This is a genomic window from Marinobacter alkalisoli, from assembly GCF_045449855.1.
GTDB lineage: Bacteria > Pseudomonadota > Gammaproteobacteria > Pseudomonadales > Oleiphilaceae > Marinobacter.
On record NZ_JBJJLC010000003.1, the window covers coordinates 138,037 to 165,004 of the forward strand.

At 58.3% G+C, this 26,968-nt stretch carries 18 protein-coding genes; 14 read left to right on the forward strand and 4 right to left on the reverse strand.

Features of this window, described 5'->3' with window-relative positions:
- Nucleotides 1-252 precede the first annotated feature (252 nt).
- The 9 genes from ACJO5Y_RS00775 to rluB all read left to right on the forward strand — a co-directional run bounded on the left by ACJO5Y_RS00775 (nt 253) and on the right by rluB (nt 12,072).
- Nucleotides 253-3,087, forward strand: a complete 2,835-nt coding sequence (locus ACJO5Y_RS00775; RefSeq protein ID WP_406984278.1) for a 2-oxoglutarate dehydrogenase E1 component — start codon at nt 253-255, stop codon at nt 3,085-3,087.
- A 25-nt stretch (nt 3,088-3,112) separates the two neighbouring features.
- A complete protein-coding gene (gene odhB, locus ACJO5Y_RS00780) occupies nt 3,113-4,330 on the forward strand; it encodes a 2-oxoglutarate dehydrogenase complex dihydrolipoyllysine-residue succinyltransferase (RefSeq protein ID WP_406984279.1) in 1,218 nt (405 codons plus the stop codon).
- A 35-nt stretch (nt 4,331-4,365) separates the two neighbouring features.
- Nucleotides 4,366-5,808, forward strand: a complete 1,443-nt coding sequence (lpdA, locus tag ACJO5Y_RS00785) for a dihydrolipoyl dehydrogenase (protein ID WP_406984280.1) — start codon at nt 4,366-4,368, stop codon at nt 5,806-5,808.
- Nucleotides 5,809-6,020: 212 nt separating this feature from the next.
- Nucleotides 6,021-7,187 carry an ADP-forming succinate--CoA ligase subunit beta gene (gene sucC / locus ACJO5Y_RS00790; protein ID WP_406984281.1) on the forward strand — a complete coding sequence of 389 codons (1,167 nt, stop codon included), beginning with the start codon at nt 6,021-6,023 and terminating at the stop codon, nt 7,185-7,187.
- On the forward strand, nt 7,187-8,059 hold the full coding sequence (gene sucD / locus ACJO5Y_RS00795; RefSeq protein ID WP_406984283.1) for a succinate--CoA ligase subunit alpha: 873 nt from the start codon (nt 7,187-7,189) through the stop codon (nt 8,057-8,059). Before sucC ends, sucD begins: the two co-directional genes overlap by 1 nt.
- Nucleotides 8,060-8,246: 187 nt before the next feature.
- Nucleotides 8,247-9,461 carry a tryptophan--tRNA ligase gene (locus ACJO5Y_RS00800; protein ID WP_406984285.1) on the forward strand — a complete coding sequence of 405 codons (1,215 nt, stop codon included), beginning with the start codon at nt 8,247-8,249 and terminating at the stop codon, nt 9,459-9,461.
- 42 nt (nt 9,462-9,503) lie between these two features.
- On the forward strand, nt 9,504-10,349 hold the full coding sequence (locus tag ACJO5Y_RS00805; protein WP_406984287.1) for a segregation and condensation protein A: 846 nt from the start codon (nt 9,504-9,506) through the stop codon (nt 10,347-10,349).
- 17 nt (nt 10,350-10,366) lie between these two features.
- Nucleotides 10,367-11,029, forward strand: a complete 663-nt coding sequence (gene scpB / locus ACJO5Y_RS00810; RefSeq protein ID WP_406984289.1) for an SMC-Scp complex subunit ScpB — start codon at nt 10,367-10,369, stop codon at nt 11,027-11,029.
- A gap of 47 nt (nt 11,030-11,076) precedes the next feature.
- Complete coding sequence (rluB, locus tag ACJO5Y_RS00815; RefSeq protein WP_406984291.1) at nt 11,077-12,072, forward strand: 23S rRNA pseudouridine(2605) synthase RluB; 996 nt, start codon at nt 11,077-11,079, stop codon at nt 12,070-12,072.
- On the opposite strand, the gene ACJO5Y_RS00820 is transcribed toward rluB, so the two are convergent.
- Nucleotides 12,069-12,995 (reverse strand): GGDEF domain-containing protein, encoded by a 927-nt coding sequence (locus tag ACJO5Y_RS00820; protein WP_406984293.1) that lies wholly within the window; start codon nt 12,993-12,995, stop codon nt 12,069-12,071. The genes rluB and ACJO5Y_RS00820 overlap by 4 nt on opposite strands.
- A gap of 272 nt (nt 12,996-13,267) precedes the next feature.
- On the opposite strand from ACJO5Y_RS00820, the gene ACJO5Y_RS00825 reads away from it, so the two are divergent.
- The 5 genes from ACJO5Y_RS00825 (at nt 13,268) to ACJO5Y_RS00845 (ending at nt 23,689) form a co-directional block, all read left to right on the forward strand.
- Nucleotides 13,268-13,951 carry a GntR family transcriptional regulator gene (locus ACJO5Y_RS00825; RefSeq protein ID WP_406984295.1) on the forward strand — a complete coding sequence of 228 codons (684 nt, stop codon included), beginning with the start codon at nt 13,268-13,270 and terminating at the stop codon, nt 13,949-13,951.
- Between the two features lies 1 nt (nt 13,952).
- Nucleotides 13,953-17,447: a chromosome segregation protein SMC gene (gene smc / locus ACJO5Y_RS00830; RefSeq protein ID WP_406984297.1), complete on the forward strand. Its 3,495-nt coding sequence runs from the start codon at nt 13,953-13,955 to the stop codon at nt 17,445-17,447.
- 135 nt (nt 17,448-17,582) lie between these two features.
- Nucleotides 17,583-18,665, forward strand: coding sequence for a cell division protein ZipA (zipA, locus tag ACJO5Y_RS00835; RefSeq protein ID WP_406984299.1), 1,083 nt, complete (start codon nt 17,583-17,585; stop codon nt 18,663-18,665).
- A gap of 76 nt (nt 18,666-18,741) precedes the next feature.
- A complete protein-coding gene (gene ligA / locus ACJO5Y_RS00840) occupies nt 18,742-20,769 on the forward strand; it encodes an NAD-dependent DNA ligase LigA (RefSeq protein ID WP_406984301.1) in 2,028 nt (675 codons plus the stop codon).
- Nucleotides 20,770-20,941: 172 nt separating this feature from the next.
- Nucleotides 20,942-23,689 carry a hypothetical protein gene (locus ACJO5Y_RS00845; protein WP_406984303.1) on the forward strand — a complete coding sequence of 916 codons (2,748 nt, stop codon included), beginning with the start codon at nt 20,942-20,944 and terminating at the stop codon, nt 23,687-23,689.
- Here the strand turns inward: ACJO5Y_RS00845 and ACJO5Y_RS00850 are convergent.
- From ACJO5Y_RS00850 to ACJO5Y_RS00860, 3 genes are all read right to left on the reverse strand, one after another.
- A complete protein-coding gene (locus ACJO5Y_RS00850; RefSeq protein ID WP_406984305.1) occupies nt 23,686-24,321 on the reverse strand; it encodes a CBS domain-containing protein in 636 nt (211 codons plus the stop codon). The genes ACJO5Y_RS00845 and ACJO5Y_RS00850 overlap by 4 nt on opposite strands.
- A 67-nt stretch (nt 24,322-24,388) precedes the next feature.
- Complete coding sequence (gene mnmC / locus ACJO5Y_RS00855) at nt 24,389-26,302, reverse strand: bifunctional tRNA (5-methylaminomethyl-2-thiouridine)(34)-methyltransferase MnmC2/FAD-dependent 5-carboxymethylaminomethyl-2-thiouridine(34) oxidoreductase MnmC1 (protein ID WP_406984493.1); 1,914 nt, start codon at nt 26,300-26,302, stop codon at nt 24,389-24,391.
- Entirely contained in the window at nt 26,299-26,904 is a 606-nt protein-coding gene (locus ACJO5Y_RS00860; RefSeq protein ID WP_406984495.1) for a peptidylprolyl isomerase, read from the reverse strand. Before ACJO5Y_RS00860 ends, mnmC begins: the two co-directional genes overlap by 4 nt.
- Between the last annotated feature and the right edge of the window lie 64 nt (nt 26,905-26,968).

Genomic DNA, 26,968 nt, shown 5'->3' on the forward strand with positions numbered 1-26,968 from the left:
GCAACGGCGCGGGGCCTTCAACCAAAGGCTTATAGTCAATAGTCTTAACAGGGTGCACACTACGCGAGCCGTGACGGGAACTTATAAGGTTCTCTCGCGGTTTCGCTGAGTACAAAACCACCGGGGAACGGAAAACATCCTTGCTGGGTGTGGTGGCCAAAGTCGATCCCGTAAAAACCCGTATTGACTGAGATTTACCCCTGGCCGACCATACTGAGCTCCCCCGCACCAGCCCAAGGTGAGCTATTCAAAATGCACGAAAGCATAATGGAGCAGTTATGGCAGACTTCCCACTTGCAGGGTGGAAATCTGGCCTATGTTGAACAGCTTTTTGAAACCTACCTGACAGACCCCAATGCCGTTCCCGAAGAGTGGCGCAACTACTTCGACAAGCTACCCAGCGTCGACGGCTACAAAGGCCGTGATATTGATCACTCTTCCATTCGCGAACAGTTCGAGCACATCTCCCGTAATCAGCGTTTCCTGACCAATGGCGTTCCGGCCAGTGCAACCTCCGATGCTGATAGAAAGCAGATCCGTGTTCTGCAGCTGATCAATGCCTTCCGTTTCCGTGGTCATCAGGAATCGAAGCTGGATCCGCTTGGCGTATGGCAGCGTCCCACGGTAGAAGATCTTGATCCGGCCTTCCACGAACTGTCGGAAGCGGATAATGACCTGGAATTCCAGACCGGTTCACTGAGCTTTGGTTCCGAAACCATGAAGCTCGGCGATATTATCAGTGGCCTCCGCCAGACCTATTGCGGAAGCATCGGTGCCGAGTACATGCATGTAGTCGACACCCGCATCAAGCGTTGGTTCCAACAGCGCATGGAGCCGGTGCGTTCACAGCCCCAGTACGAAGCGAAAACCCGTAAACATATTCTTGAGCGCCTGTCAGCCGCGGAAGGCCTGGAAAAATATCTGGGATCCCGTTACCCCGGCGTCAAGCGTTTCGGCCTCGAAGGCGCTGAGAGCCTGATTCCCTGTCTTGACGAGTTGATCCAGCGTTCCGGTTCCTATGGCGCCAAAGAGATTGTTCTCGGGATGGCTCACCGTGGCCGTCTGAATGTCCTGGTGAATACCCTCGGCAAGAACCCGAAAGAACTTTTCGACGAATTCGAAGGCAAGAAGCTGGCTGATTCCGGCTCAGGTGACGTGAAATACCACCAGGGCTTCTCGTCCAACGTGATGACGCCGGGCGGCGAAGTCCACCTGGCGATGGCGTTCAACCCGTCCCACCTGGAGATCGTTTCTCCGGTTGTTGAGGGTTCGGTTCGCGCACGCCAGACCCGTCGTAATGATAATGATGGTACCCAGGTTGTGCCGATCATCATGCACGGTGATGCGGCCTTTGCCGGCCAGGGCGTGGTAATGGAAACCTTCCAGATGTCCCAGACCCGGGGCTATGGTATTGGCGGTACGATTCACATCGTCATCAACAACCAGGTCGGCTTCACCACCAGCAAGCAGGAAGACGCCCGCTCGACCGAGTACTGTACCGACGTGGCCAAGATGGTCCAGGCGCCGATTCTGCACGTGAACGCAGATGATCCGGAAGCGGTCATGTTCGTTACCCAGATGGCGATGGACTACCGCAACGAGTTCAAGCGTGATGTGGTGATCGATCTGGTCTGCTACCGTCGCCGTGGGCACAACGAGGCGGATGAGCCGGCCGCTACCCAGCCGCTCATGTATGAAAAGATTCGCAAGCTGAAAACCACCCGTGGGCTTTATGCCGACGTGCTGATTGCCGATGGCGTAATTTCAGAAGACGAATCGAAGGAGATAGATCTCGACTACCGGGACGCCCTGGACAAGGGAGACCACGTGGTCAAGTCCCTGGTCAAGGAACCGAACAAAGAGCTCTACGTGGACTGGACGCCTTACCTCGGCCACGAGTGGACCGCCAAGTGTAAGTCCAGCGTTTCGCTCAAGACTATCCAGGCGCTGGGCAAGAAACTGACCCAGGTTCCGGAAGGGTTCAGTATTCAGCGCCAGGTTTCCAAGATCGTTTCCGACCGTGAAAAGATGACTGCCGGTGCGTTGCCCATTAACTGGGGCTACGGCGAAGTCATGGCCTATGCCACGTTGCTGGAAGAAGGTCATCCTATCCGGATAACCGGTCAGGACGTGGGTCGTGGCACCTTCTCCCACCGCCATGCGGTCTTGCACAACCAGAAAGATGGGTCTACCCATATTGCTCTGGAGCACCTGTCGGAGAATCAGCCGCAATTTGAAATCTACGACTCACTGCTGTCTGAAGAAGCCGTGATGGCGTTCGAATACGGCTACTCCACGACGGCTCCCAGTGGTCTGGTCGTCTGGGAAGCCCAGTTCGGTGATTTTGCCAACGGCGCCCAGGTGGTTATCGACCAGTTCCTCACCAGTGGGGAGCACAAGTGGGGGCGTCTCTGCGGCCTGACGCTGCTGTTGCCGCACGGTTACGAAGGGCAGGGGCCGGAGCACAGTTCCGCGCGTCTGGAGCGCTTCCTGCAGCTGTGTGCCGAGCACAACATCCAGGTGTGTGTGCCAACAACGCCCTCCCAGGTTTTCCATATGCTTCGCCGTCAGGTGAAGCGTCCGCTACGCAAGCCGCTGGTAGCGATTACTCCGAAGAGTCTGCTGCGTCACAAGGAGGCGACCTCTGACCTGGACGACCTGACCTCCGGAACGTTCCAGACCGTGCTGCAAGAGAAAGAGCCATCTGATCCGAAGAAGATCACTCGTCTGATCCTGTGCAGCGGCAAGGTCTATTTTGACCTGCTGGAGCGCAAGAAGGCGGACGAGCGGGAAGATGTTGCGATTGTTCGTATCGAGCAGCTGTATCCCTTCCCGGGGGATGACCTGGACGAGGTTCTGGCCCTGTATCCCAAGCTCAAGCACGTGGTTTGGTGTCAGGAAGAGCCGATGAACCAGGGCGCCTGGTACTGCAGTCAGCACCATATGCGTAATGCACTGCACCGCAAGAACCCGAAACTGTATCTTGAGTATGCCGGTCGTGATGCTTCTGCTGCCCCTGCGTGTGGACACATGTCCGTGCACATTGAAGAGCAGAAGAAACTGGTTAACGACGCGTTTGAAATCTGACGAGCTACCGAACTAAGGATCCGAGATGTCAACTGAGATTAAAGCCCCCGTTTTCCCAGAGTCGGTCGCAGAGGGCACCGTCGCGACCTGGCACAAGCAGCCGGGTGAAGCCTGTTCCCGCGATGAACTGATTGTCGATATCGAAACCGACAAGGTAGTTCTGGAAGTGGTTGCACCGGCTGACGGCGTGATTGAAGAGATTGTCAAAGGCGAAGGCGACACCGTGGAAAGCGGCGAAGTCGTCGGCAAGTTCAAGGAAGGCGCCGCTGGTGAATCCAAGCCGGCTGAAAGCAAGAAGGAAGAGGCTCCGAAGGAAGAGTCCAAGAGCCAGGCTGCATCCGGCGATGCCATTCTCAGCCCGGCAGCCCGTAAGCTGGCCGAAGAGAATGACGTCGATCCGAATGCCGTCAAGGGCACCGGCAAGGACGGTCGCGTCACTAAAGAAGACGTTCAGAATCATGTAGATAGTGGAAAGTCTTCAGCACCTGCTTCAAGTTCCAAGCCGGCGGGCGACATGCCCAAGGTTGAGCTGGCAAGCGGCGAGCGCGCGGAGAAGCGCGTACCGATGACGCGTCTGCGGGCCAGCATTGCCAAGCGTCTGGTCAGTGCCCAGCAGAATGCTGCGATGCTCACCACCTTCAATGAGGTGAACATGGCGCCGATCATGGAGCTGCGCAAGCAGTACCAGGACAGCTTCGTGAAGCGTCATGGCATCAAGCTTGGCTTCATGTCTTTCTTCACCAAGGCCGCTACCGAGGCTCTGAAGCGTTTCCCGGCCGTGAATGCCTCCATTGATGGCAATGACATGGTGTATCACGGATACCAGGACATCGGTGTGGCTGTTTCCACCGACCGTGGTCTGGTGGTTCCGGTGGTGCGTGACGTCGACGCCCTGGGCCTGGCGGATATCGAGAAGAAAATCGTCGAGTACGGCACCAAGGCCAAGGACGGTAAGCTGGGCATTGAGGAAATGACCGGTGGTACCTTTACCATCACCAACGGCGGCATTTTCGGCTCGCTGATCTCCACGCCGATCCTGAACCCGCCGCAAACTGCGATTCTGGGTATGCACAAAATCCAGGAACGCCCGATGGCGGTCAATGGCAAAGTTGAAATCCAGCCCATGATGTACCTGGCGCTGTCCTATGACCATCGCATGATTGATGGCAAGGAAGCGGTGCAGTTCCTGGTGGCGATCAAGGAAATGCTTGAGGATCCGGCGCGTATTCTGCTGGACGTCTGAGCTGACACTTAACGAATTGGAAAACGGGATCAAATATGTCTGATAAGTACGACGTCATTGTCATTGGTGCAGGCCCTGGTGGTTACGTAGCTGCTATCAAAGCCGCCCAACTCGGTCTGAAGACTGCGTGTGTGGAATCCTGGACCTCTGAAGACGGCAAAGCGCAAGTGCTTGGCGGCACCTGCCTGAACGTGGGCTGTATTCCTTCCAAGGCCCTGCTGGAGATTTCCCACAAGTTTGAGGAAGCCAGCCACGATTACGAAACCCAGGGCATCATCGCCAAGGATGTCAAAATCGACATCGCGAAGATGATGGAGCGCAAGAGCGGTATCGTGAAGCAATTGACCGGCGGTATCGCCGGTCTGTTCAAGGCCAACGGCGTAACCTCTATTCATGGCCACGGTAAGTTGCTGGCCAATCGTCAGGTTGAAGTCACCGATAAGGGTGGCAAGACCACCACTTACGAAGCGGACAACGTCATCCTGGCGACCGGTTCCAAGCCGATCGAAATTCCACCGGCACCGTTTGACGGTGATTACATCGTGGATTCCGAGGGTGCGCTGGAGTTCACTGAAGTGCCCAAGCGTCTTGGCGTCATCGGCGCCGGCGTTATCGGCCTTGAGCTGGGCAGCGTATGGTCCCGTCTGGGATCGGAAGTGACTGTGATCGAAGCCCAGGACACGTTCCTGCCGATGGTTGATCAGCAGGTTGCCAAGGATGCGCAAAAGCAGTTCAAGAAACAGGGACTGGACATTGTCATGGGTGCACGTATGACCGGTGCTGAAGTCAAGCGCAAGCTGGTTAACGTGGCCTATGAAGACTCGAACGGTAAGCAGGAGAAGAAATTCGACAAGCTGATCGTGGCTGTTGGTCGTCGTCCGTACACCGATAATCTGTTGGCTGAAGACTCCGGTGTAAAGATGGACGAACGCGGCTTCATCTTCGTGGACGATAACTGCAAGACCGAAGCACCGGGTGTCTGGGCGATTGGCGATGTGGTTCGTGGTCCGATGCTGGCACACAAGGCATCCGAAGAGGGTGTCATGGTTGCCGAGCGAATCGCTGGCCATAAGCCACAGGTCAACTACGACTGCATTCCAAACGTCATCTATACGGCGCCGGAAGTAGCCTGGGTTGGCAAATCCGAGGAAGAGCTGAAGGCAGAAGGCGAAGCTTACAAGGTGGGTACTTTCCCATTTGCGGCCAACGGCCGTGCCATGGCAGCTAACGCAGCGTCCGGTCTGGTGAAGATCATCGCCGATGAAAAGACCGACCGCATCCTCGGTTTCTACGTGGTTGGACCACAGGCGTCCGAGATTGTGGCGCAGGGTGTGATCGCCATGGAGTTCGGCTCCAGTGCAGAAGATCTGGCCCTGACCTGTTTCGCGCACCCGACTCTGTCCGAGTCAGTGCATGAGGCAGCTTTGGCTGTCGATGACGGCGCGATTCACATCGCCAACCGTCGCAAAAAGAAGTAACGCAGGGCAGGGAACAGGGGCGCCAAAGAGGGCGCCCCGCTGCCATAAAACGGCAGGTTTCCGACTGCGTCAGTGGTGTGTTGAGGTGATCCCCGGCATGCCTAACCGAATTCGCACCAGATTGTTGTCGGATTTATGGCCTAAATTCGACAGGATCCGGCGGGTTCAACTCCGTACGTGGTTATCCTCCATCAAAAAGCGGGACATTAACTATGAATTTGCATGAATATCAGGGCAAGCAGCTGTTCGCTGAATATGGCCTGCCAGTATCCAAGGGCATTGCCTGCGATACTCCGAAAGAAGCAGTGGACGCAGCCGGTGAAATCGGCGGAGACGCATGGGTCGTCAAGGCACAGGTTCACGCCGGTGGCCGTGGTAAGGCCGGCGGTGTAAAGCTGGTCAAGAGCAAAGACGAGATTCGCGAGTTCGCCGAGAACTGGCTGGGCAAGAACCTGGTGACCTACCAGACCGACGAAAACGGTCAGCCGGTCAGCAAGATTCTGGTTGAATCCCTCACCGACATCGATCAGGAACTGTACCTGGGCGCCGTGGTAGACCGTGGTACCCGTCGTATCGTGTTCATGGCCTCCACCGAAGGCGGTGTTGAGATCGAGCAGGTTGCCGAAGAAACCCCGGAAAAAATCCTGAAAGCGGAAGTTGATCCGCTGGTCGGCGCACAGCCGTACCAGGGCCGCGAGCTGGCTTTCAAACTGGGCCTGGAAGGCAAGCAGATCGGTCAGTTCACCAAGATTTTCCTGGGCCTGGCGAAACTGTTTGAAGACCGTGACCTGGCGCTGCTGGAAATCAACCCGCTGGTGATCACTCCGGCCGGTGACCTGCACTGCCTGGACGCCAAGATTGGCGTTGACGGTAATGCTCTGTACCGCCAGAAGAAAATCCACGAGATGCACGATCCCTCCCAGGAAGATTCCCGGGAAGCGGAAGCGGCCAAGTGGGAACTCAACTACGTTGCGCTGGAAGGCAACATCGGCTGCATGGTTAACGGCGCTGGTCTGGCCATGGGTACCATGGACATCATCAAGCTGTCCGGCGGCCAGCCTGCCAACTTCCTGGACGTAGGCGGCGGCGCGACCAAAGAGCGCGTTTCCGAAGCGTTCAAGATCATCCTGTCCGACGACAATGTACAGGCGGTTCTGGTTAACATTTTCGGTGGTATCGTCCGCTGCGACATGATCGCAGAGGGCATCATCGGTGCGGTCAAGGAAGTGGGCGTCAAGGTTCCCGTGGTTGTTCGCCTTGAAGGCAACAACGCCGAAGTCGGCACCAAGGTACTCGCTGACAGTGGCCTGAATATCATTGCCGCCACCAGTCTGGCGGATGCCGCAGAGCAAGTCGTTAAAGCCGCAGGGGGTAAATAATGAGCATCCTGATCAACAAAGACACCAAGGTTATCTGCCAGGGCTTTACCGGCGCACAGGGTACTTTCCACTCTGAGCAGGCGATTGAGTACGGCACCAAGATGGTTGGTGGCGTAAGCCCGGGTAAGGGCGGCACCGAGCACCTGGGCCTGCCAGTGTTCAACACCGTACGTGAAGCCGTTGAGCAGACCGGCGCTGAAGCAACCGTGATCTACGTGCCGGCTCCGTTCTGTAAGGACGCCATCATTGAAGCCGCGGACGCTGGCATCCAGCTGATCGTGTGCATCACCGAGGGTATCCCGACCATCGACATGCTCTACGCCAAAGAGTATGTGGATCGTAAAGGCGTGCGCATGATCGGTCCGAACTGTCCGGGCGTGATCACGCCGGGTGAGTGCAAGATCGGCATCATGCCGGGTCATATCCACAAGCCGGGCAAGGTGGGCATCGTCTCCCGTTCAGGCACCCTGACTTACGAAGCGGTCAAGCAGACCACAGACTTCGGCTACGGTCAGTCCACCTGTATCGGTATTGGTGGTGACCCGATTCCGGGCTCCAACTTCATCGATATCCTGAAGCTGCTGCAGGAAGATCCGCAGACCGAAGCCATCGTGATGATCGGTGAAATCGGCGGCACCGCTGAAGAAGAAGCGGCGGCGTTCATCAAGGAAAACGTCACCAAGCCGGTGGTTTCCTACATCGCTGGTGTGACTGCGCCTCCTGGTAAGCGTATGGGCCATGCCGGTGCGATTATCTCTGGTGGCAAGGGTACCGCAGACGAGAAGTTTGCTGCCCTGAATGACGCCGGTGTCAAAACCGTGCGCAGCCTGGCCGAAATCGGCAAGGCACTGAAGGAAGCAACTGGCTGGTAAATCATTACCGCCAGTTATAAAAGCCCCCGGGTCTGCCGCAAGGCGCCGGGGGCTTTTTCGTTCTGTGATTACGGCCTGGCGCCGGTTTTTCAAAGGCTTCTTAACGCCGGCGTCACATAAGACTATAATGCCCGGTCAGCCTGCACTAAGATGGGCTGGTCTAAAACCACCAGAAGGAGTTCATGCTTTGAGTTCTGTAGATTCCCAGCAACGGGTTTTGTCCGGGATGCGTCCGACCGGCAAACTTCACCTTGGCCACTACCATGGTGTTCTGAAAAACTGGGTGAAACTCCAGCATGAGTATGAGTGCTTCTTCTTTGTCGCTGACTGGCATGCGTTAACCACCGACTACGAAGACACCTCGGGCGTCGAGCAGAGTGTCTGGGACATGGTCATCGACTGGCTGGCAGCGGGTGTGAACCCCGGCTCTTCCACCATGTTTATTCAGTCCCGGGTGCCGGAGCACGCTGAGCTGCATCTGCTGCTGTCCATGATTACCCCGCTGGGGTGGCTGGAGCGCATCCCCACCTATAAGGACCAGCAGGAAAAGCTGCGGGAGAAGGACCTGGCCACCTACGGCTTCCTGGGTTATCCGCTGCTGCAAAGTGCGGACATCCTGATGTACCGTGCCGGCAAGGTTCCGGTCGGAGCCGATCAGGTATCCCACGTGGAGATTACCCGGGAAATAGCCCGTCGCTTCAATCATATCTATGGTCGTGAGCCTGGTTTTGAAGAACAGGCCGAAGGCGCCATCGTGAAGATGGGCAAGAAAAACGCCAAACTGTATCGCAATCTTAAGAAGCGATATCAGGAAGAGGGCGATATGGAAGCCCTGGAGACCGCCAGGGCGTTACTGAAAGAGCAGCAGAATATATCCCTCGGCGATCGTGAGCGTCTGTACGGTTACATCGAGGGCGGCGGCAAGGTGATTCTGCCGGAGCCCCAGCCACTGTTGACTCCGGAATCGAAAATGCCGGGGCTGGACGGACAGAAGATGTCCAAGTCGTACAACAACTACATCGGTTTGCGGGAAGACCAGGACTCGGTCGCCCAGAAAATCCGCACCATGCAAACCGATCCCCAGCGCGTACGCCGGACCGATCCGGGCGAACCGGAGAAGTGCCCGGTATGGGGTATGCACAAGATCTATTCCGATGCGGAAACCCAGGAATGGGTGCAGACCGGTTGCCGCAGCGCCGGGATTGGCTGCCTGGACTGCAAGAAGCCCCTGATCGACGCCATCATTGAGGAGCAGCGTCCGCTTCATGAGCGTGCCCGTGAGTATGAAGGGAATCCCGACCTTGTACATTCGATTATCGAGGAAGGGTGCGAGCAGGCCCGGGATGCTGCCAGGGGCACCCTGGAAGAGGTTCGCAGCGCCATGGGCCTGAACTACCGTTAACGACGGAGTGCACGCCATCATCTGCCGGATACCGGAGAAAGTATGACCGATGACACTGTGAGCACATCGCAGCCCGAGGCGGGAGAAGACGCTCCATCACCCGCTCCCGAGCAGGCGCCCCTGGCTCTCGTGTCCGGCAAGCCGGTGGTGGACCTGCCGCGGGATCTGTACATTCCGCCCGATGCCCTGGCGGTGTTCCTGGAGGCCTTCGAGGGGCCCCTGGATCTGTTGTTGTACCTGATCCGCCGCCAGAACATGGATATCCTGAATATCGATGTCAGTGAAATTACCCGCCAGTACATGGACTACATTGGCGCCGTCGAGGCCATGCGGTTTGAGTTGGCAGCGGAATACCTGGTGATGGCAGCGACTCTGGCGGAGATCAAATCCCGCATGTTGCTGCCAAGGCAGGAAAGTGACGACGAGGAAGAGGTTGACCCCCGTGCTGAACTGATCCGGCGACTGCAGCAATACGAGCGTTTCAAGCAGGCTGCGGAAGACATTGATGAACTGCCGCGGATGGAGCGGGATACCTTTGCCGGTTCCGCAGCCTTGCCGAAGCTGCCTTCCAGCCAGCCACATCCTGATGTGGACCTGAAGGAGCTGTTGTTTGCCCTGCAGGGCGTCCTCAAGCGGGCGGATCTGTTCTCCAGCCACCATGTTGAGCGTGAAAAACTGTCCACGCGAGAGCGCATGTCCGCGATCCTCTCGGTGCTGCAGGATGATCGCTTTGTGAACTTTGAAAGCCTGTTTACGCCCGAGGAGGGGCGACTGGGGGTGGTGGTGTCATTCCTCGCGACCCTTGAGTTGGTAAAGGAACAGCTGATAGAGGTTGTCCAGGGGGAAGTCCTTGGTCCCATTCATGTCAGGGCCAGAGCGGCCAGTTAAGCGAAAGCACGGGTGTCATGAACGAAGAGAACCTGAAAAAGATCCAGGCGATTGTCGAGGCTGCGCTGTTGGCGGCGGGAAGACCGCTGTCATTTGACCAGTTGAGGGAGCTGTTCCCGGAGGATGAACGGCCTGCCCGACAGGTTATGGAGCATGTCCTGGTGTTGCTGGAGAGCGCCTGCGAAGGCCGTGGGTTTGAGTTGAAAAAGGTTGCCAGCGGCTATCGTTTTCAGGTGCGCGAAGAGTTTGCTCCCTGGGTAGGGCGGTTGTTTGAAGAAAAGCCGCAGCGATACTCGCGGGCCTTGTTGGAAACCCTGGCGTTGATTGCGTATCGCCAGCCGATTACCCGGGGTGAAATCGAGGATATTCGCGGGGTAACCGTCAGCAGTAACATCGTGCGAACCCTGTTGGAGCGCGAGTGGGTCAGGGTGGTCGGCCATCGGGATGTGCCCGGCAGGCCCGCCATGTACGCTACGACGCGCCAGTTCCTGGATTACTTCAACCTGCAGGGGCTGGACCAGTTGCCGCCCTTGTCGGAGGTGCGGGACCTGGAAGAGATCGGACGGGAAATTGAAAAAAACATACAGGCGGAGATCAAGTTCGAATCTTCGGCCGATGAAGGGGAAAATGGCTCCGATCAGCCGGACCAGGACGCCCCGTCAAGTCAGACACTTCACTGATGCCCGTCGGGATACCGGGGCATCAGCCCATATGAAAGGATGAATTCATGGCGTCAGAGCGCCCGGGTAAGCCAGGAGGAAAGTCCTCCGCTACCAGTAAAACATCGTCGGCCACTGCCGGTGGTCCGGAGAGAATCCAGAAATTGCTGTCCCGTGCGGGGGTTGGTTCCCGGCGTGAGGTTGAGAGCTGGGTGGAGGCTGGCCGTTTAACGGTGAATGGCGAACTCCCTGATCCTGGCCAGAAGGTGACCCTCGGTGACCGTATCGAGCTGGATGGTAAGCGCCTTGATCTGGCATCGGGGTCTGAAGTGGTGCGCCGAGTGCTGATTTATAACAAGCCGGAGGGCGAAGTCACTACCCGCCGTGACCCGGAAGGCCGACCCACAGTATTTGACAGTCTGCCGCGGCTGAAAGATCACCGATGGATTTCCATTGGTCGCCTGGACATCAACACCACGGGGCTGGTGCTGTTCACCACTGATGGCGAACTGGCAAACCGGCTTATGCATCCGTCCAGCGAGATCGACCGGGAGTATGCCGTCCGGGTATTTGGTGAGGTCGATGATGCGATGTTGCAGCGGCTGATGGACGGCGTGTTGCTGGAAGACGGCATGGCGAAGTTCTCGGATATCTCCCCGGCCGGCGGCAGCGGTATCAACCGGTGGTTCCATGTCACACTGCTGGAAGGGCGTAACCGGGAGGTCCGTCGCCTGTGGGAATCCCAGGGTGTCCGGGTGAGCCGGTTGAAGCGTGTTCGCTACGGCCCGATATTCCTGCCGAGCCGGTTGAGCGTTGGAAAGTGGGAAGAGCTCGACCAAAAGGCCGTTGATACCCTGAGTCGCTCAGTCGGGCTGGATTCGGTGGCCATTCCTGCCAAGACGCCCAACGAACAGGCGGCGCTTGAGCGCAAGCGTAACAAGCAACCGGGCCGCCCCGCCGCCCGCAAAGCCGGCGGCCGGAAATGGGATGTCAGCTCGACAAAGCCGGCAGGTCAGGGCAGGAAACCGGCCCGTAAGTCGGGGCGCAGCATCAAGAAGAGTTAGCCGATACTGGCGAAGACCCGGGTGCAATTGCGGCCGTGGTCTTTCGCCTGATACAGCGCTTCATCGGCGCGAGCCAGCCACTGGTCTGCCACTTCGCCCGTCAGGTGCGTGGCGACGCCACAGCTCGCGGTGACCGAAACGTCAATGTCGCCACAGTTGACGACGATGGCGTCAATGTTTTCGCGGATCCGGTCTGCCACCTTGCGTGCTTCCTGTTCGGCGGTGTGGGGCAGCAGGATGGCGAACTCCTCACCACCGAACCGGTAAACCGAGTCTGAACTCCGCACCGCTTTTTCCAGCTCCCGAGCCGCCAGTTTCAGGAGATGGTCTCCCACTACATGGCCATGGCTGTCATTCACAGCCTTGAAATGATCCAGGTCGCAGAGAATCAGTGAGTACTTGTCACCGTGGCGGTCCGAGAGCTGACGGGCCCGCTGCATAGCCTCGTCCATGGCGCGTTTATTGGGAACTCCGGTCAGTGAGTCCGTCAGTGCGGCCTGCTCTATGGTGATAAATCGGCAGGCATTCCTGATCGGGCAGATGGCTGCGCCCAATATCAATTCAATCGCTTCAAGTTCCGGTTCCGCGAACTTCTGCCGGCGTCGCAGGGAAAGCGTGCCATAGAACTCGCCTTCCAGGTTAAGGCGATAGTCGCAACGGTGGGGGCCGCCCACTCCGGATGCGTAGATAAAATCCGTTCCGCTGATCTGATGCCGATACTGCAGCGCGTCAAAAGGTACGACACCGCCAATCTCCTCCGCCAGAATTGCCATCTGGTTGTCGAGGGAGAGAGTGGTGGATAGCCTTCTGGTCAGGCGCGTCAGAATGTCGGGAGAATCGTTCCATTCCTGATGAGCCTGTCGCAGGACTGCGAGTTTTTGGGGTTGCGATCCATTCCTGGCAATAGAAGGGATGTGTTTCACGGGTGAGTCGCCATGTGTCAGAATTCTTTACTCTTTAAGCACAAAGCGTGCCGAGTGAATAATTGATATATTAAACAGTCGGATATCGGGCGTATGCTGTCTGAATTATCGACTATGCTGCAAAATGATGACAAAGCGTCAGAATGTCGGCAGTTCCTTGCCGCTGTACGGTATGGTCGAAATGTCAGACAAGGGGATGGGGTCAGCCAATCCCTGTGGTAAACTTTTGCGCTTATTATCGTGCCGTCTGCAGCAAGTGAGCGACCAACTTTATGAGGTTCCAGGCCCCCGAAAGTCTATCCGAGCAAATCGCCCAGCATCTGGGCCAGCGCATCATGACCGGTGAACTCAAACCCGGCGAGCGGATCCAGGAGCTCAAGGTAGCGGGTGATTTGAACGTCAGTCGCGGCTCCGTCCGTGAGGCGTTGCTGATTCTTCAGCGTCGGCACCTGGTCGAGATTTTCCCCCGTCGGGGTGCGGTGGTCTCAAGACTGACGCCGGAGCTGGTAAACAGCCTTTACGATATCTATATCGATCTCCTGTGTATGCTTGGTCGTAAGGTCATGGAGCGCTGGTCCTCCCAGGAGCTGGCGGGTATTGTCGGCCAGGCCCGGGAGCTTCAGGCGGTCACCGATGCTTTGAACTCGTCCGGAGGCGATGCCGCCGAGCAGGTAATCGAAGCCGGCTTCGGCGTCATGCGCTATGCCTACACCCTGGTGGATAATCCGTTTCTTGAGGAAACCCTGGAAAACTTCCGGCCTGCCATCAGCCGTACCTACTTTGTTGCCCTGGAGAATTTCCGCGAGGAACTGACGGAAACCGGCCGGTTCTTTACCGATGTTGCCGATGCGGCAGTGAACGGTGATGCCGACAAGGTCGAGGCTGCCATTATCCGGTTCGGGGAACATCAGCGGCACCAGGTGTTGAGCATACTCAGGGAGGAGGCAAGCGCCTGATATGCGCCTGAAATCCATCAAGCTGTCCGGCTTCAAATCCTTTGTTGATCCGACCACGGTGCCGTTTCCCTCCAATATGACCGCCGTGGTTGGTCCGAACGGGTGTGGCAAGTCCAATATCATCGATGCGGTTCGCTGGGTCATGGGGGAGAGTTCCGCCAAGTACCTGCGTGGCGAATCCATGACCGACGTTATCTTCAACGGCTCCAGTGCCCGCAAGCCGGTGGGGCAGGCGTCCATCGAACTGGTGTTTGATAACAGCGATGGTTCCGCACCCGGCGAGTTTGTCCGCTTTAACGAAATTTCCGTTCGCCGGCGGGTGTCCCGCGAAGGCCAGTCTGAATACTTCCTCAACGGCTCGAAATGCCGTCGTCGCGACATCACCGATCTGTTCCTGGGCACCGGCCTGGGTCCGCGAAGCTATGCCATCATCGAGCAGGGCATGATTTCCCGCCTGATTGAGGCAAAACCCGAAGAACTGCGGATCTATATCGAGGAAGCGGCAGGCATTTCCAAGTACAAGGAACGGCGCCGTGAAACCGAGAATCGCATTCGGCGCACCCAGGAAAACCTTGAGCGCCTGACCGATCTGCGGGAAGAGCTCGGTCGCCAGCTGCAACACCTGGAGCGTCAGGCTGCCGCAGCGGAAAAGTACAAGGCCTACAAGCAGGAAGAGCGCCAGAAGAAGGCTGAACTGACGGTCCTGCGCTGGAAGTCCCTGGACAATGACCTGCAGACCTGGCGTTCGAAAATCCGTGATACCGAACTGGAGCTTGAGAAATACCTGACCGATCGGGTGAGCCTGGAAACGTCCCTGGAGTCCCTGCGGGACCGCCATCAGGAGCGCACCGAGCACTTTAACCGGGCGCAGGCGCGGTTCTATGAAGCGGGCGCCGATATTGCCCGGATAGAGCAAAGCCTCGAGCACCAGCGGGAGCGGGGCCGGCAGATTGCCACCGAACTGGATCAGGCCATGGCAAACCAGCGAGAGCTGGCCAGGGAGCTGGAACAGGACGAAGAGAAGCTGTCCGGTATCCAGGAAGAGCTGGACATGATCGAGCCGGAACAGGAAGCGCTGTCGATTCGCGCCGAGGAGTCCGGGGAAAAGCTGCAACTGGCGGAAGACGCCATGAGCGATTGGCAGCAGAGCTGGGAAGAGTTCAGTTCCCGTTCCGCGGATGCCCGACGTCAGGCTGAGCTGGCCCAGTCCAGAATACGCTCCCTGGAAGATGCGATTACCCAGTTAAAGACCCGCCAGCAGAGGCTGGCAGACGAACAGGAACTGCTGGACGGTCAGTTGGATCGCGCAGAGCTGGAGGATTTGCTGGAGCAGCAGGAAACGCTGGAGCTTCAGCGTGAAGAAGCGGCGGAACGAATCACAGCGGTTCAGGACGAATTGTACGGGGCTCGCCAGCAACAGAAGGACGCCGAACAGAAGGCGTCCGATTATCGCCAGAAGGTGCAAAGTCTTCGTGCGTCCCTGGAATCCCAGCAGGCACTGCTGGATGAGCAGATGGGCGCTCAGGACGATGCGCTGCAATCCTGGTTACGGGAGTTTGGCCTGGAGTCAGCCCCCCGGATTGCCCAGCAGCTGACGATCGATAATGGCTGGGAGTTTGCCGTAGAACAGGTGATTAACCGCTTCAGCCAGGGCGTGAGCGTTGCTGGCATGGAATCGCTTCATCACGCACTGTCTGGCGCTCCCAAGGGGTTGGCGCTGGTTACTGCCGACGGCCAGGGTATGGCAGGTTCGGGCGGCTTGGCTTCGAGGGTTTCCGGCGCCTCGGGAATTGGTGGATTGTTGGCGGGCATAGACACCGCCGAGTCCCTGGATGACGCGCTGGCCCGTCAGGATGCCCTGAACAATGGTGACAGTGTGATTACCCGGGAAGGTGTCTGGGTGTCCCGGGACTGGATTCTGATGCCGGACTCCGACGCCGGTCAGGTCGGGGTTATCGAGCGCCAGAAAAAAGTCAGTCAGTTGGCGGAAGAGCTCGACGAAGCTGAGGCATTGCTGCAGGAGGCCAACGAACAACTGGACGATCTGCAGGAGAAATCCGAACGGGCGGAAGCCAACCGGGATGATGCCCAGGGTCGTCTCAGCGACGCGGAGCGCGAGCTTGGCGGGTTGTCCTCGAAAATCAGCGGCCTGAAAGCCCGGGCGGAACAGATCAATGACCGTCTTCAGCGTATCCGGGATGATGCTGAAGACGTGGCGCTCAGCCTTGAGGAACAACAGGAGCAGTTGCAGGAAGCGCGGGAAGAGTGGCAGGAGGCGCTGGCGTCCACGGAAGACAGTGACGAGGAAAAAGAGCAGCTGCTCGAACGGCGGGATTCGCTTCGGGAGAACCTGGATCATCTGCGCCAGGAAGCCCGGCACGACCGCGATCACGCCCACCAACTGCAATTGCAGTTACAGTCCCTGAACAGCCAGCGGGACGGGTTGCGCCAGACCATTGACCGGATGCAGATGCAGAAGGAGCGGCTGGAAGAGCGCCTGGAAATCCTTCGAGAGTCCCGCGAAAGTGCCGAAGAGCCCATTGAGGATCTCCAGATGCAGCTCGAAGGGCTGCTGGACCGGCGCCTCGCCGAGGAAGAGAAACTCGGTGTCGCCAGGGATGCCCTGGAGGAAATTGACCGGGAAGTCCGGGAGAAGGAGCAGGGCAGAAGTCGCACCGAACATGAAGTGCAGGATATTCGCGCCCGGCTTGAGAAGCTGAAAATGGAATCCCAGGCACTGGAGATTCGTTCCGGCAACCACATCGAACAGCTTCAGGAGCTTGATGTGAAGTTGCAGGACATTCTCGAACAACTCCCGGAAGAGGCCACGGAACAGGCGTGGGCCGATGAGCTGGAAAAAATCGGCAACCGGATCCAGCGGCTGGGCGCCATTAACCTGGCGGCGATTGAGGAATACCAGGTCCAGAGCGAGCGTAAGACCTACCTGGACAGTCAGCATGAAGACCTGATGGAAGCGCTTGAGACCCTGGACAATGCGATCCGGCGGATTGACCGGGAGACCCGCCAGCGTTTCAAGGAAACCTTTGACCAGGTCAATGGCGGACTGCAGGCATTGTTCCCCAAAGTGTTCGGTGGCGGCAACGCCTACCTCGAGCTGACCGGGGAAGACCTGCTGGAAACCGGGGTTACCATCATGGCGCGCCCGCCGGGTAAGAAGAACAGTACCATTCACCTGTTATCCGGTGGTGAAAAGGCACTGACCGCCATTGCGCTGGTATTTTCCATTTTCCAGCTCAATCCGGCTCCGTTCTGTATGCTGGACGAGGTAGACGCGCCGCTGGACGACGCCAACGTTGGCCGCTATGCCAACATGGTGAAGGAGATGTCAAAGCAGGTTCAGTTCATCTACATTACCCATAACAAGATCGCCATGGAAATGGCGGACCAGTTGATGGGGGTTACCATGCATGAGCCCGGCTGTTCACGGCTGGTATCGGTGGATGTGGATGAGGCGGCCGCCCTGGCGGAAGCGTAGGGCTCCGGGCTCAGGGGGCCTGGAATACCGCCAAAGATGACAAAACGGCCATCTGGCCCACCTGTGCGTTGTATTCATTACAGGCTTTTCTTAGAGTAGCAACGATATCCGATCTGCAAACAGGACAGCATCACTATGTCACTAAGGGAATGGTTAATTGCCATAGGTACCCTGGTTATCATCGGCATTGTTATCGACGGCCTCCGTCGAATGCGCCGGGCTCGCAAGGAATCCATCGCGATTTCATCCGGTATGGGCGCCAATGACCTGGATGAGTCCCCACTGGACGACGAATACAACCCGGAGTTGCCCAATGGCGGCGCCCGCACGATTTCCAGGGATACCCTGGAAGAGCGGGGCTATCTGAAGCGCGAGCGCTCCAGTCGCTTCGGCAACCCGGTGCAAAAGCCGACGCGCCCGATTGTCAGCGATGCAGAGAAAAAGGCCTTGGCTGAAGAGTCACAACCGGATACTTCGCAAACGGATGTCGGAGAAGACGGTGTGGCTTTCGAGTCCGATGATCGTGACGATTACGAAACCGCTGATACCGGTTGGGGCGCAAGGGACGATGACCCGGAACCGGATGAGGGCATTGTCGACGAGCCCTGGCAGGAAGAGCCTCCGGAAACGGTTCCCGAGCCAGAAAGTGAACCTGCGGCCCGTAAGCCGGACACCGAGACAACGCCGCCCCCGATGGTGACCAGCGAAGTGCAGGAGGACACTGCCCGGCGTGATCAGACGCCAAAACGATCCGGGCAGCCCCTGGCGGGCGCAAACCGCCCGGAGGCGCGGGAGGTTGTGGTGATTAACGTTCTGGCGCGTAAGGGCGAGGATTTCAAAGGCAGCGTCCTGAAGGAACTGTTTGAAGCCTGTGGCCTGGAATACGGTGACATGGACATCTACCATCGCCACGAGGAATCGGATACCACCAGCCCGGTGCAGTTCAGTGTGGCAAGCGCGGTAGAGCCGGGCACCTTCCGGCCCGAGGACATGCCTGCCATGTCGACCCCCGGTATCAGCTTTTTCATGAGCATGCCTGGCCCGTCCAATGCGTTACAGGCCTTTGAATTCATGCTTGAAACTGCCCAGTGCGTGGTCCGCAACATGGGCGGGGAGCTGAAAGACGAGCGGCGCAGTGTGATGACACCACAGACCATCGAGCACTGTCGCCAGCGGATACGAGAGTTTGAACGTAAACAGCGGTCGCCACGCCACTGAGCGCTGAAGCGATCGTTAAGAGTAAAATACCCGGTAAAATCCGGGTATTTTTTTGTAGCTCCAAGGGATGACAGGTATGAGTACAGCGACACCCGAGACGGCAAACCGGGTACAGGAACTGCGGCAAACCATAGACGAGCATAATTATCGCTATTACGTGCTTGACGATCCGCAGGTACCGGATGCCGAGTACGATCGCCTGTTCCGTGAGCTGCAGGATCTGGAGGCGAGCCACCCCGAGCTGGTCACGGATGACTCTCCCACGCGGCGTGTCGGCGCCAATGCGGAAACCAGCTTTGAAGAGGTGGTGCACCGGGTCCCCATGCTGTCGCTCGACAATGCGTTCAACGATGAGGAACTGCGGGACTTTGACCGCCGGGTGAAAGACCGCCTGAAAACCGGTGAAGACATCGAATACGTTTGTGAACCCAAGCTGGATGGTCTGGCGGTCAGCCTGCATTACGAACAGGGGGTTCTTACCCGGGCAGCCACCCGGGGCGATGGCTACGCCGGCGAGGATATCACCGCCAATATCCGCACCATCCCTTCCGTTCCCTTGAGGCTCCGGGGTAGAGACGTGCCGGAGATGGTGGAGGTGAGGGGCGAGGTGTATATGCCCAAAGCCGGTTTCGAGAAGCTGAACCAGACCCTGGCGAATCAGGGTGAGAAGACATTTGTGAATCCTCGCAACGCGGCAGCCGGCAGCCTCAGACAGAAAAAACCGTCGGTCACCGCCCGTCGGCCACTGGAACTCTGCGCCTACAGTGTTGCCGTTGCCGATGATTCCATTCTGCCCGGTACCCACTGGGACTGCCTGCAGCAGGTTCGTGAATGGGGGTTCCGGATCAACCCGGAAATGCGTAAGGCGACCGGAGCCGATGAATGCCTCGCCGCCTACGAGGCTTTAATGGAAAAGCGCGCTGAGCTTCCGTACGAAATCGACGGGATCGTATTCAAGGTTAACAGCCTGGAACAGCAGCAGGCCCTGGGTTTTGTATCGCGCGCGCCGCGCTGGGCGATCGCCCACAAGTTTCCGGCCCAGGAAGAGCTCACCGTCATCGAGGACGTGGAGTTCCAGGTCGGCCGCACCGGCGCGGTCACACCGGTGGCGCGGCTCAAGCCGGTGTTTGTGGGCGGTGTGACGGTCAGTAACGCCACCCTGCACAATATGGATGAGATTCGTCGTCTGGATGCCCGTATCGGCGATACCGTGTTTATCCGCCGTGCCGGTGATGTGATCCCCCAGGTGGTCAAAGTGGTGCTGGAAAAGCGGCCTGGTGATGCCCGCGAGGTTGAGCTGCCCGACACCTGTCCGGTTTGCGATTCGGACGTTATCCAGATTGAAGGCGAGGCGGTGGCGCGGTGCTCCGGTGGCCTGTACTGCCCGGCGCAGCGAAAGGAAGCGATCCGGCACTATGCCTCCCGCAAGGCGCTCGACATCGAGGGGCTGGGGGATAAATGGATCGATATCCTGGTGGACAAGGGCCTGGTGGAGACCGTGGCGGATATTTACGGTTTGACCAAAGACAATCTAACCGGTCTGGAGCGCATGGGCGACAAGTCCGCAACGAACCTTCTGGCGGCAATTGATAAGTCCCGGAATCCGGTGCTTTGGCGGTTTGTCTACGCCCTGGGAATCCGCGAAGTAGGTGAGGCAACTGCCAAGTCCCTGGCCAGTCACTTTGGGACCCTGGAGGCGATTGGCGAAGCGGATGAAGACGCGCTTCAGCAGGTGCAGGATGTTGGGCCCATCGTGGCCGGCCATATCCGCAGCTTCTTTGATCAGCCCCACAATCAGGAAACCATTGCCGCCCTGAGAAACGCAGGCGTTCAGTGGCAGACGGAAGAGATCACTGCTGAGCCAAAGCCGTTGCTTGGAGAAACCTGGGTATTGACGGGAACGCTGACGGAAATGACTCGGGACGAGGCAAAAGAACGCCTGGAAAAGCTGGGTGCCAAGGTTGCCGGCAGTGTTTCCAAAAAAACATCGTGTGTCGTCGCCGGAGAGGCCGCCGGTTCCAAGCTGACCAAAGCCGAGTCCCTTGGGGTCAAGGTACTGGATGAAGACGGTTTCCGCACCCTCCTGGAATCTCTCGGCGCATAGTCAATCAGGCCGGGATCCTCAGCAGGGCTCCCGGCCTGCGAATCTGAGAACTCGCGCAGATCCCCCCGTGTACAAATTGATTACCATGGCGTTGTTCTGTAACGGTGTGTAACGCAGGCCCACTGTCCTGCTTGCGCGCCCATAATAACAACGCTTTAAAACGGACTTTTCCATGCGCGCCGACTTGCTACCACGCATTGCCTTTCTGGCCAGATGCCATGGCCTGCTGATTGTTCTGGCCCTGATTTCCACCGGATGCAAGACCGACAAGGGTTCCGATGATCCGACCGTTCTCGGCGTGCCGCCGGGGGAAGCCTACCTTGGCGTGGAGTATTACTACAATTTCGGTGCCTATGGCGGCGAGCGGCTACTGGACTTTTCCCTGACCAACGCGCCGTCCTGGCTGGCATTGGAAGACACCAGCAACAAGGCGCGCCCGGGCATTATTGTACGGGGGGTTCCGGGGCTCAGTGGCGGTAACCGGGGCGACGCCGATCTGGGCAAGGTCGAGAATATCAACCTGATTACCACCGATGGTGAGCGCGCGGGTGTCCAGCCGTTCGATATTGAGGTCAAGCGCAACCCACTATCACTCGACGCCGATACTATTGCCGAAGGTCAGTCAGCGGAAACGCCTGAAGCCGGAGAAACCCGCTGCGAGGCGCCGGAGCTCGATGAGACCGGCTCACACAGTTACCACATCAACCTGTACGACGATGAGGGTGCGGTGACCGCTACCGAGCCCCGTACAACCGACACCAACCCGGTGCTGGTCCGGGTGTTACTGGAACAGCCATCGGTGACGCGGGTAGCGGTTGCCTTCGAGTTGTCTTCGGATTTCGACCCGGATTCCTGCGACGAGGGTTTTGATCCGGAGCATCAGCGCTGCGAGGAGGGCGATGCCAACCGCGATGATGCCATTATCGGCAAGGATATCGTGGCCCTGGGCAGTGACAGCGAGGACGCATTACCGGTTCCGGACTACCTGGATTATCAGCAGGACGAAAACGGTGTCTATTCGAAGGGCGTGGTGACCCTGGAGCCGGGAATTACCGAATGCTATATCCGCCTGGAGGTGGTTGACGATACCGTGCCTGAGCCCTCGGAGTCCCTGCAGATTGCTCTCACGGAAGTACGAAACGGCCTGGCGGCCCTTGGGCCATCCGACAGCGGCGTAAGGACCACCCTGGTGGTTGATGACAACGAACCCCGGGTACGCCTTGAAACGGTCAGTGGTCGTCAGCGCGATGCGCTCACGGTGGGGACGAAACGGCAGTTCGAGGCCATCCTCAGTGGCGAAAGGGAAGGGAGCATTCGCGCCCGGCTGGGAGAGAGTGAGGATTCCGTTGCCAAGGCCGGTGACTATTACATCCAGGTTCTTAACGACGCGGGTGAGTGGGAAGATAACGACATAATCGAATTCCCCGCGGAGACAGACCGGGTTCGCTTCCGCGTAAGAATTCCCGATGCCGATGAATACGCCAATATCGGGATGGACGACCGCTTCCTGTTACTCGGGGTTGATCAGACGTACCAGGCAGGCCGCGAGGGGTTTGCGGGGGGCGAGGAAGACGGGGAGTTGCGGATCAACATCAACGAGTTATCGAGCCCGCTGGTCCTGAACGAGACGGATGACTTTGTGCCAACCGATATTGCCCTTGGGCACGAGGGCAGGCTGTACGTAACCGGGTACAACGACGCCGCGAATGATCAGGTTCTGGTCCGCATATTCGACCAGAAGGGGGAGCTGCTACAGGAAGTGGCGGTCAGCGACGGCGCGACAGTGCTGAACGAGCCGCAACCGGTGATCCACTATACCCGGCGTCAGGTGACCCAGGGCAGTACCCGGGTGGATCGTTTTGAATTTGTTGTTGCCTACGCCGCTGAAGCCGACATGCCAGGGCAGCCTGCCCACGGTGGACTGGATGTGGTCACCAGCCTGTACTGGTTTGATTCGGCTGCCGCAGAGGGCAGCGAGTATTCACCGGTCTGGACACTTCGTACCGGCACATCGGCGGACGACATCCCCCGCTGGGTTGGTATCAACGACGACAGCGGGTTTGTGGCGGTTGCCGGGGAAACCAGCGGCCGCTGGACTGGCGAATCCCGGGTAGGCGGGGTCGACAGCTTTCTGCAGCGAATAGACACCGACACCGATGGTGACGACCGGGTGCCCAAACTGGCCTGGACGAGGCAGATCGGCTCTGGCCAGGATGATTCCGTGGTGGCCGGCAGTGCGGTTAATGCCAGTCCATACCTGTTCGGGGCTTCGAGTGGCGCCGTCGCGGGCCAGAGTAGCGCGGGCTCCACTGATGTGTTCTTTTATAATGCGTCCGCCGCGAACAGCAATATCACGGTATACCAGCGTGGAACCGATGGCGGGGAAGCGTTAACGGATGGGCTCTATGGTCTCAGCAACATCTGGCTGGCGGGAAACAGCGACCGGCGCTACTCCATCGATGAATCGGGTGATGATGACAATGTCCTGCTAGGCGGGCCCGTGGCTGGAAGTAACGGATTCGTCCTTGGGTATTCCGTCTCGGGTCATGTGAATTATGCATTCTCCTATGCAGATCCTTCGCGGACCGGTAAGGACCACCTGTTGACGCTGCAGGCGTTCGATAATGACCTTGTTGTTGCCGGGGCGACAACGGGTGCCTTTGCCGAAGACGCGGTGGACAGCGGCATTCAGCAACCGGTTATTGCGCGTATTTCCCCGGGCGAGACGGTAACCAGCGAAGAGGACAATCCGGATGCCTGGGATCTCTGGAGAATACAGCCGAAAATTGATGGTGCCCGCATCGAAGCGCTGGCCAATTACCGTGATGACGAGATTGTTACCCTGCTGCGCGAGAGCGTCGGAGGGAGCATCGAATGGAAAATCGTACTGTTCTCTGCGGAGGGCGAGCGGCTGAACTAAACGTTACCCTGCTGACGACCTGCGGCGGCGTACAGCTTCAGATAATCGGTACTGGTGACGATCCCGGCGGGAGCTCCCTGCTTGTCGATGACCAGCGCGGCATTCAGTTGATGGGCCAGCATCAGCCTTGCCAACTGGTGGGCGTCGGTTTCAGGCGATGCCGTCAAGAATGCCGGCAGCTCGATATGTGCCAGGCTATAACTCATGGCGTTGGCCTGGTTCTCGTGTAACCAGGCGAGAAGCCAGCGCAGGTCGATCAGCCCGGCGACGTTGTCCTCCGCGGTGACCACCAGGTGGTGCACGCCATGGGCATCCATGATGGTCAGGGCTTCCGACAGGGTAGCGGTGGCCGGCAGTGAGTGGATAGCCGGTGTACAGATTGTCGATACTGGAAGGTAACTGCGTTGTTCCCTGGGCTCGTCATAGGCTGCGGAGCCGTACTCTTCCATCGCCCGATAATGAGCAGGAGAATGGCTGGCCCGCTGAAATTCCGCGTCCGTCACTTCACTGTGGCCAGTGTTAATGGCGTGGGATTCCGTCATTTCCGTAACGTTACCCACGCGCCGTCCCCGGAACATCTCCGGTAAGCGTGTTCCGACAGGTCTGCCGGGTTCACTGACAAATATGGCCATGGGTATCTCCGGGGTGTGAGCGCCCTTTCATCGGTTATCGGCCGTGTTGTGGAAACCTTCAGTCCAATCACCCACTGGATCTGGAAATTTTCATCTTATAACACCTGTGCGGGTCCACCCGTTTCGATAACGAACGGGGCAGGCATGGCGGCTGCCCCGTGAGCTTATCCGCAAGGAATTCCGCGAGCAACGGGGCATAGGTGAGCCCCTTGCTGCCGAGCCCGGTGAATACGAACAGGCCATCGAGAGTACTGCCTTCAAGATTCGTCAGCTCGCCCGCAGCCGGTTGATAGTCATGGGTCGTGCACCGGAACCCGACCCGTCCCTGAAGTCGGGCTATCTCTGACTCTGCTGGTGGCTTGTCTGGCCAAAGGTCGGGAAGCATGGCCGTCAGTTCGTTGAGATTTTCCCGATGGCTGTCCAGGCTTTGCTGTGGTGACAGGTCATGAAGGTCAAAGGTGGCGCCGGTCACGCAGAGTCCGTTGCGGGCAGGGTTGATGTACCTGGGGCCGCAAATCACAGCACTTGGTGCGCGGACGCTGTCTTCGGGCAAGTGGCTGACCTGGCCGCGTATTGCTTTAAACCGGAATGCGCCCGTGCCACCCGCCATGGGAATCAGTTCCGGTGTCTGATGACCGGCGCAGAGGACGACCTTGTCGGCGCTGATGTCGGTTCCAGCGCCCGAGATCAGCCACCGATCTTCCAGCTGCGTGAGGCGGTGGACATCCATGGAAAAATGGTGGCGGATGTTGGGATGATCCGTCAGTGTCCGGCAGAGGGATGCTGGTTCCAGCCAGCCACTGTGGGGAAACCATAACCCGCCCGTGCCTATGGGGATGCCGGTCAGCTTGCCGGCGGTTGCCGAATCCACCGGTGTCACTATGTCCGACGGGTAGCGGTTACGATTCAGGAATCGCTCCTGGCGCTGTTGTTCCTGATCACTCCAGGCCGTTTGCAACAGCCCGGTAGGGTGCCAGCCGTTGCCCGTTAACGGTGAGTAATAGCGTTGACTGAACAGCAGGGAGGCCAATGCCAGCTGGGTCTGGGCATTGAATTCAACGCCCAGTTTGACGTACAGCGCACCCTGCAGGTTGCCGGATGCGGCCGTGCCGGCATCACCGGCTTTGTCTATCAGGGTGACTTCAATCCCTCTCTCGGCGAGGTTTCTGGCCAACAGGCTGCCTGCGATACCGGCGCCGATAACCGCGACGGAGCCCGGTTTGCCGGCCTCTGGTTCCAACGTGGCGGACGCGGGAAGCGGGATTTCACCTGTAATCATTTCCCGTTTACGGCCGAACCCGGCGGTTTTGATCATCGTAAAGCCGATGTCCGTGAGCGCACGCCGGATGCGGCCAACAGCCGTGAAGGTGGCCAGAGTGGTGCCCGGTTTGCTGTGTTGGCGGACCTGACTGATGGCATCGTCCAGCCACATACCCGGATTCAGAGAGGGGGCGAAGCCATCCAGGAACCATGCATCGGCGGTGAATTCCAGTTCCCGCCAGGCATCGAGAACATCCCCGAAATACAGCGTAAGACGAACCCGCCCCCCATCCAGCAATATTCGGTGGACTCCCGCCACCAGTGGCGGGTACTGATCGATCAACTGGCTACTGAGGTCAGCCAGTTCCGGCCATAATCTCATCGCCCGGACCAGGTCGTCCCGGGTCAGGGGATAACGTTCCGCAGACACAAAGTGGAGGGTGGCGTGCTGGCTGGCGGGACTGTTCCGCCAGGCCTGCCAGGTCGCCAGGAAGTTCAGGCCGGTACCAAAGCCTGATTCCGCGACAACAAACGAGGCGTGCTTTCCGACCCGGGCAAAGCGTTCCGGTAATCGATTGTGCCCGATAAATATGTATCGGGTCTCTTCCAGCCCGTTGTCCCGGTTGAAATAGAGATCACCGAACAGCCGGGATTCCGGAACGCCGTCATGCCAAAGGATATCGGCCGGCTCCATGGCCGGCGCTGTTACTTCTGCCATCAGTTCCCGGCTGCGTTGCCGCTATTGATAATGGTGATGTTGCTGATGGTGACCGGTTCCCGGGGAACATCCGCCATGCCGCCGGAGTGACTGGTTGGCGTACTGGCGATCGCATCCACGACACCCATGCCTTCGGTTACTTTTCCAAAGACTGCATATCCCCATTTTTGGGGGTTGTCCGATGCGTTCAGGTATGGGTTGTCGACAACATTGATAAAGAACTGGGAGGTGGCCGAGTGGGGCTGGCCGGTACGCGCCATGGCAATGGTTCCTCTCAGGTTTTTCAGGGTGGGGCTGCCTTCGTTGGGGATCGGGCTGCGGGTGTCCTTGCGAGCCAGGTTGCGATCGAAGCCACCGCCCTGAATCATGAATCCGGGAATCACCCGATGAAAGATCGTGTCCCGGTAATAGCCGCTTTTCACATATTCAAGGAAGTTCGCCACGGTTTTCGGAGCCACATCCGGACGAAGCATGATCTCGATAACGCCTTCACTGGTCTCCATGCGGATCTGGGGCAACGGGTTGTCCGCGGAGCGGGGTTCTTCCGCCAAGACCTGAGTGCTGAACGAAAGTGACGCCATCAGGATCAGGATGATGCGGGTCACAAAAAGCGGGGAAGCGGCCTTGGATTGCGATTGATTCTGGGTCACCTTGTTCACTCCGTGGAAA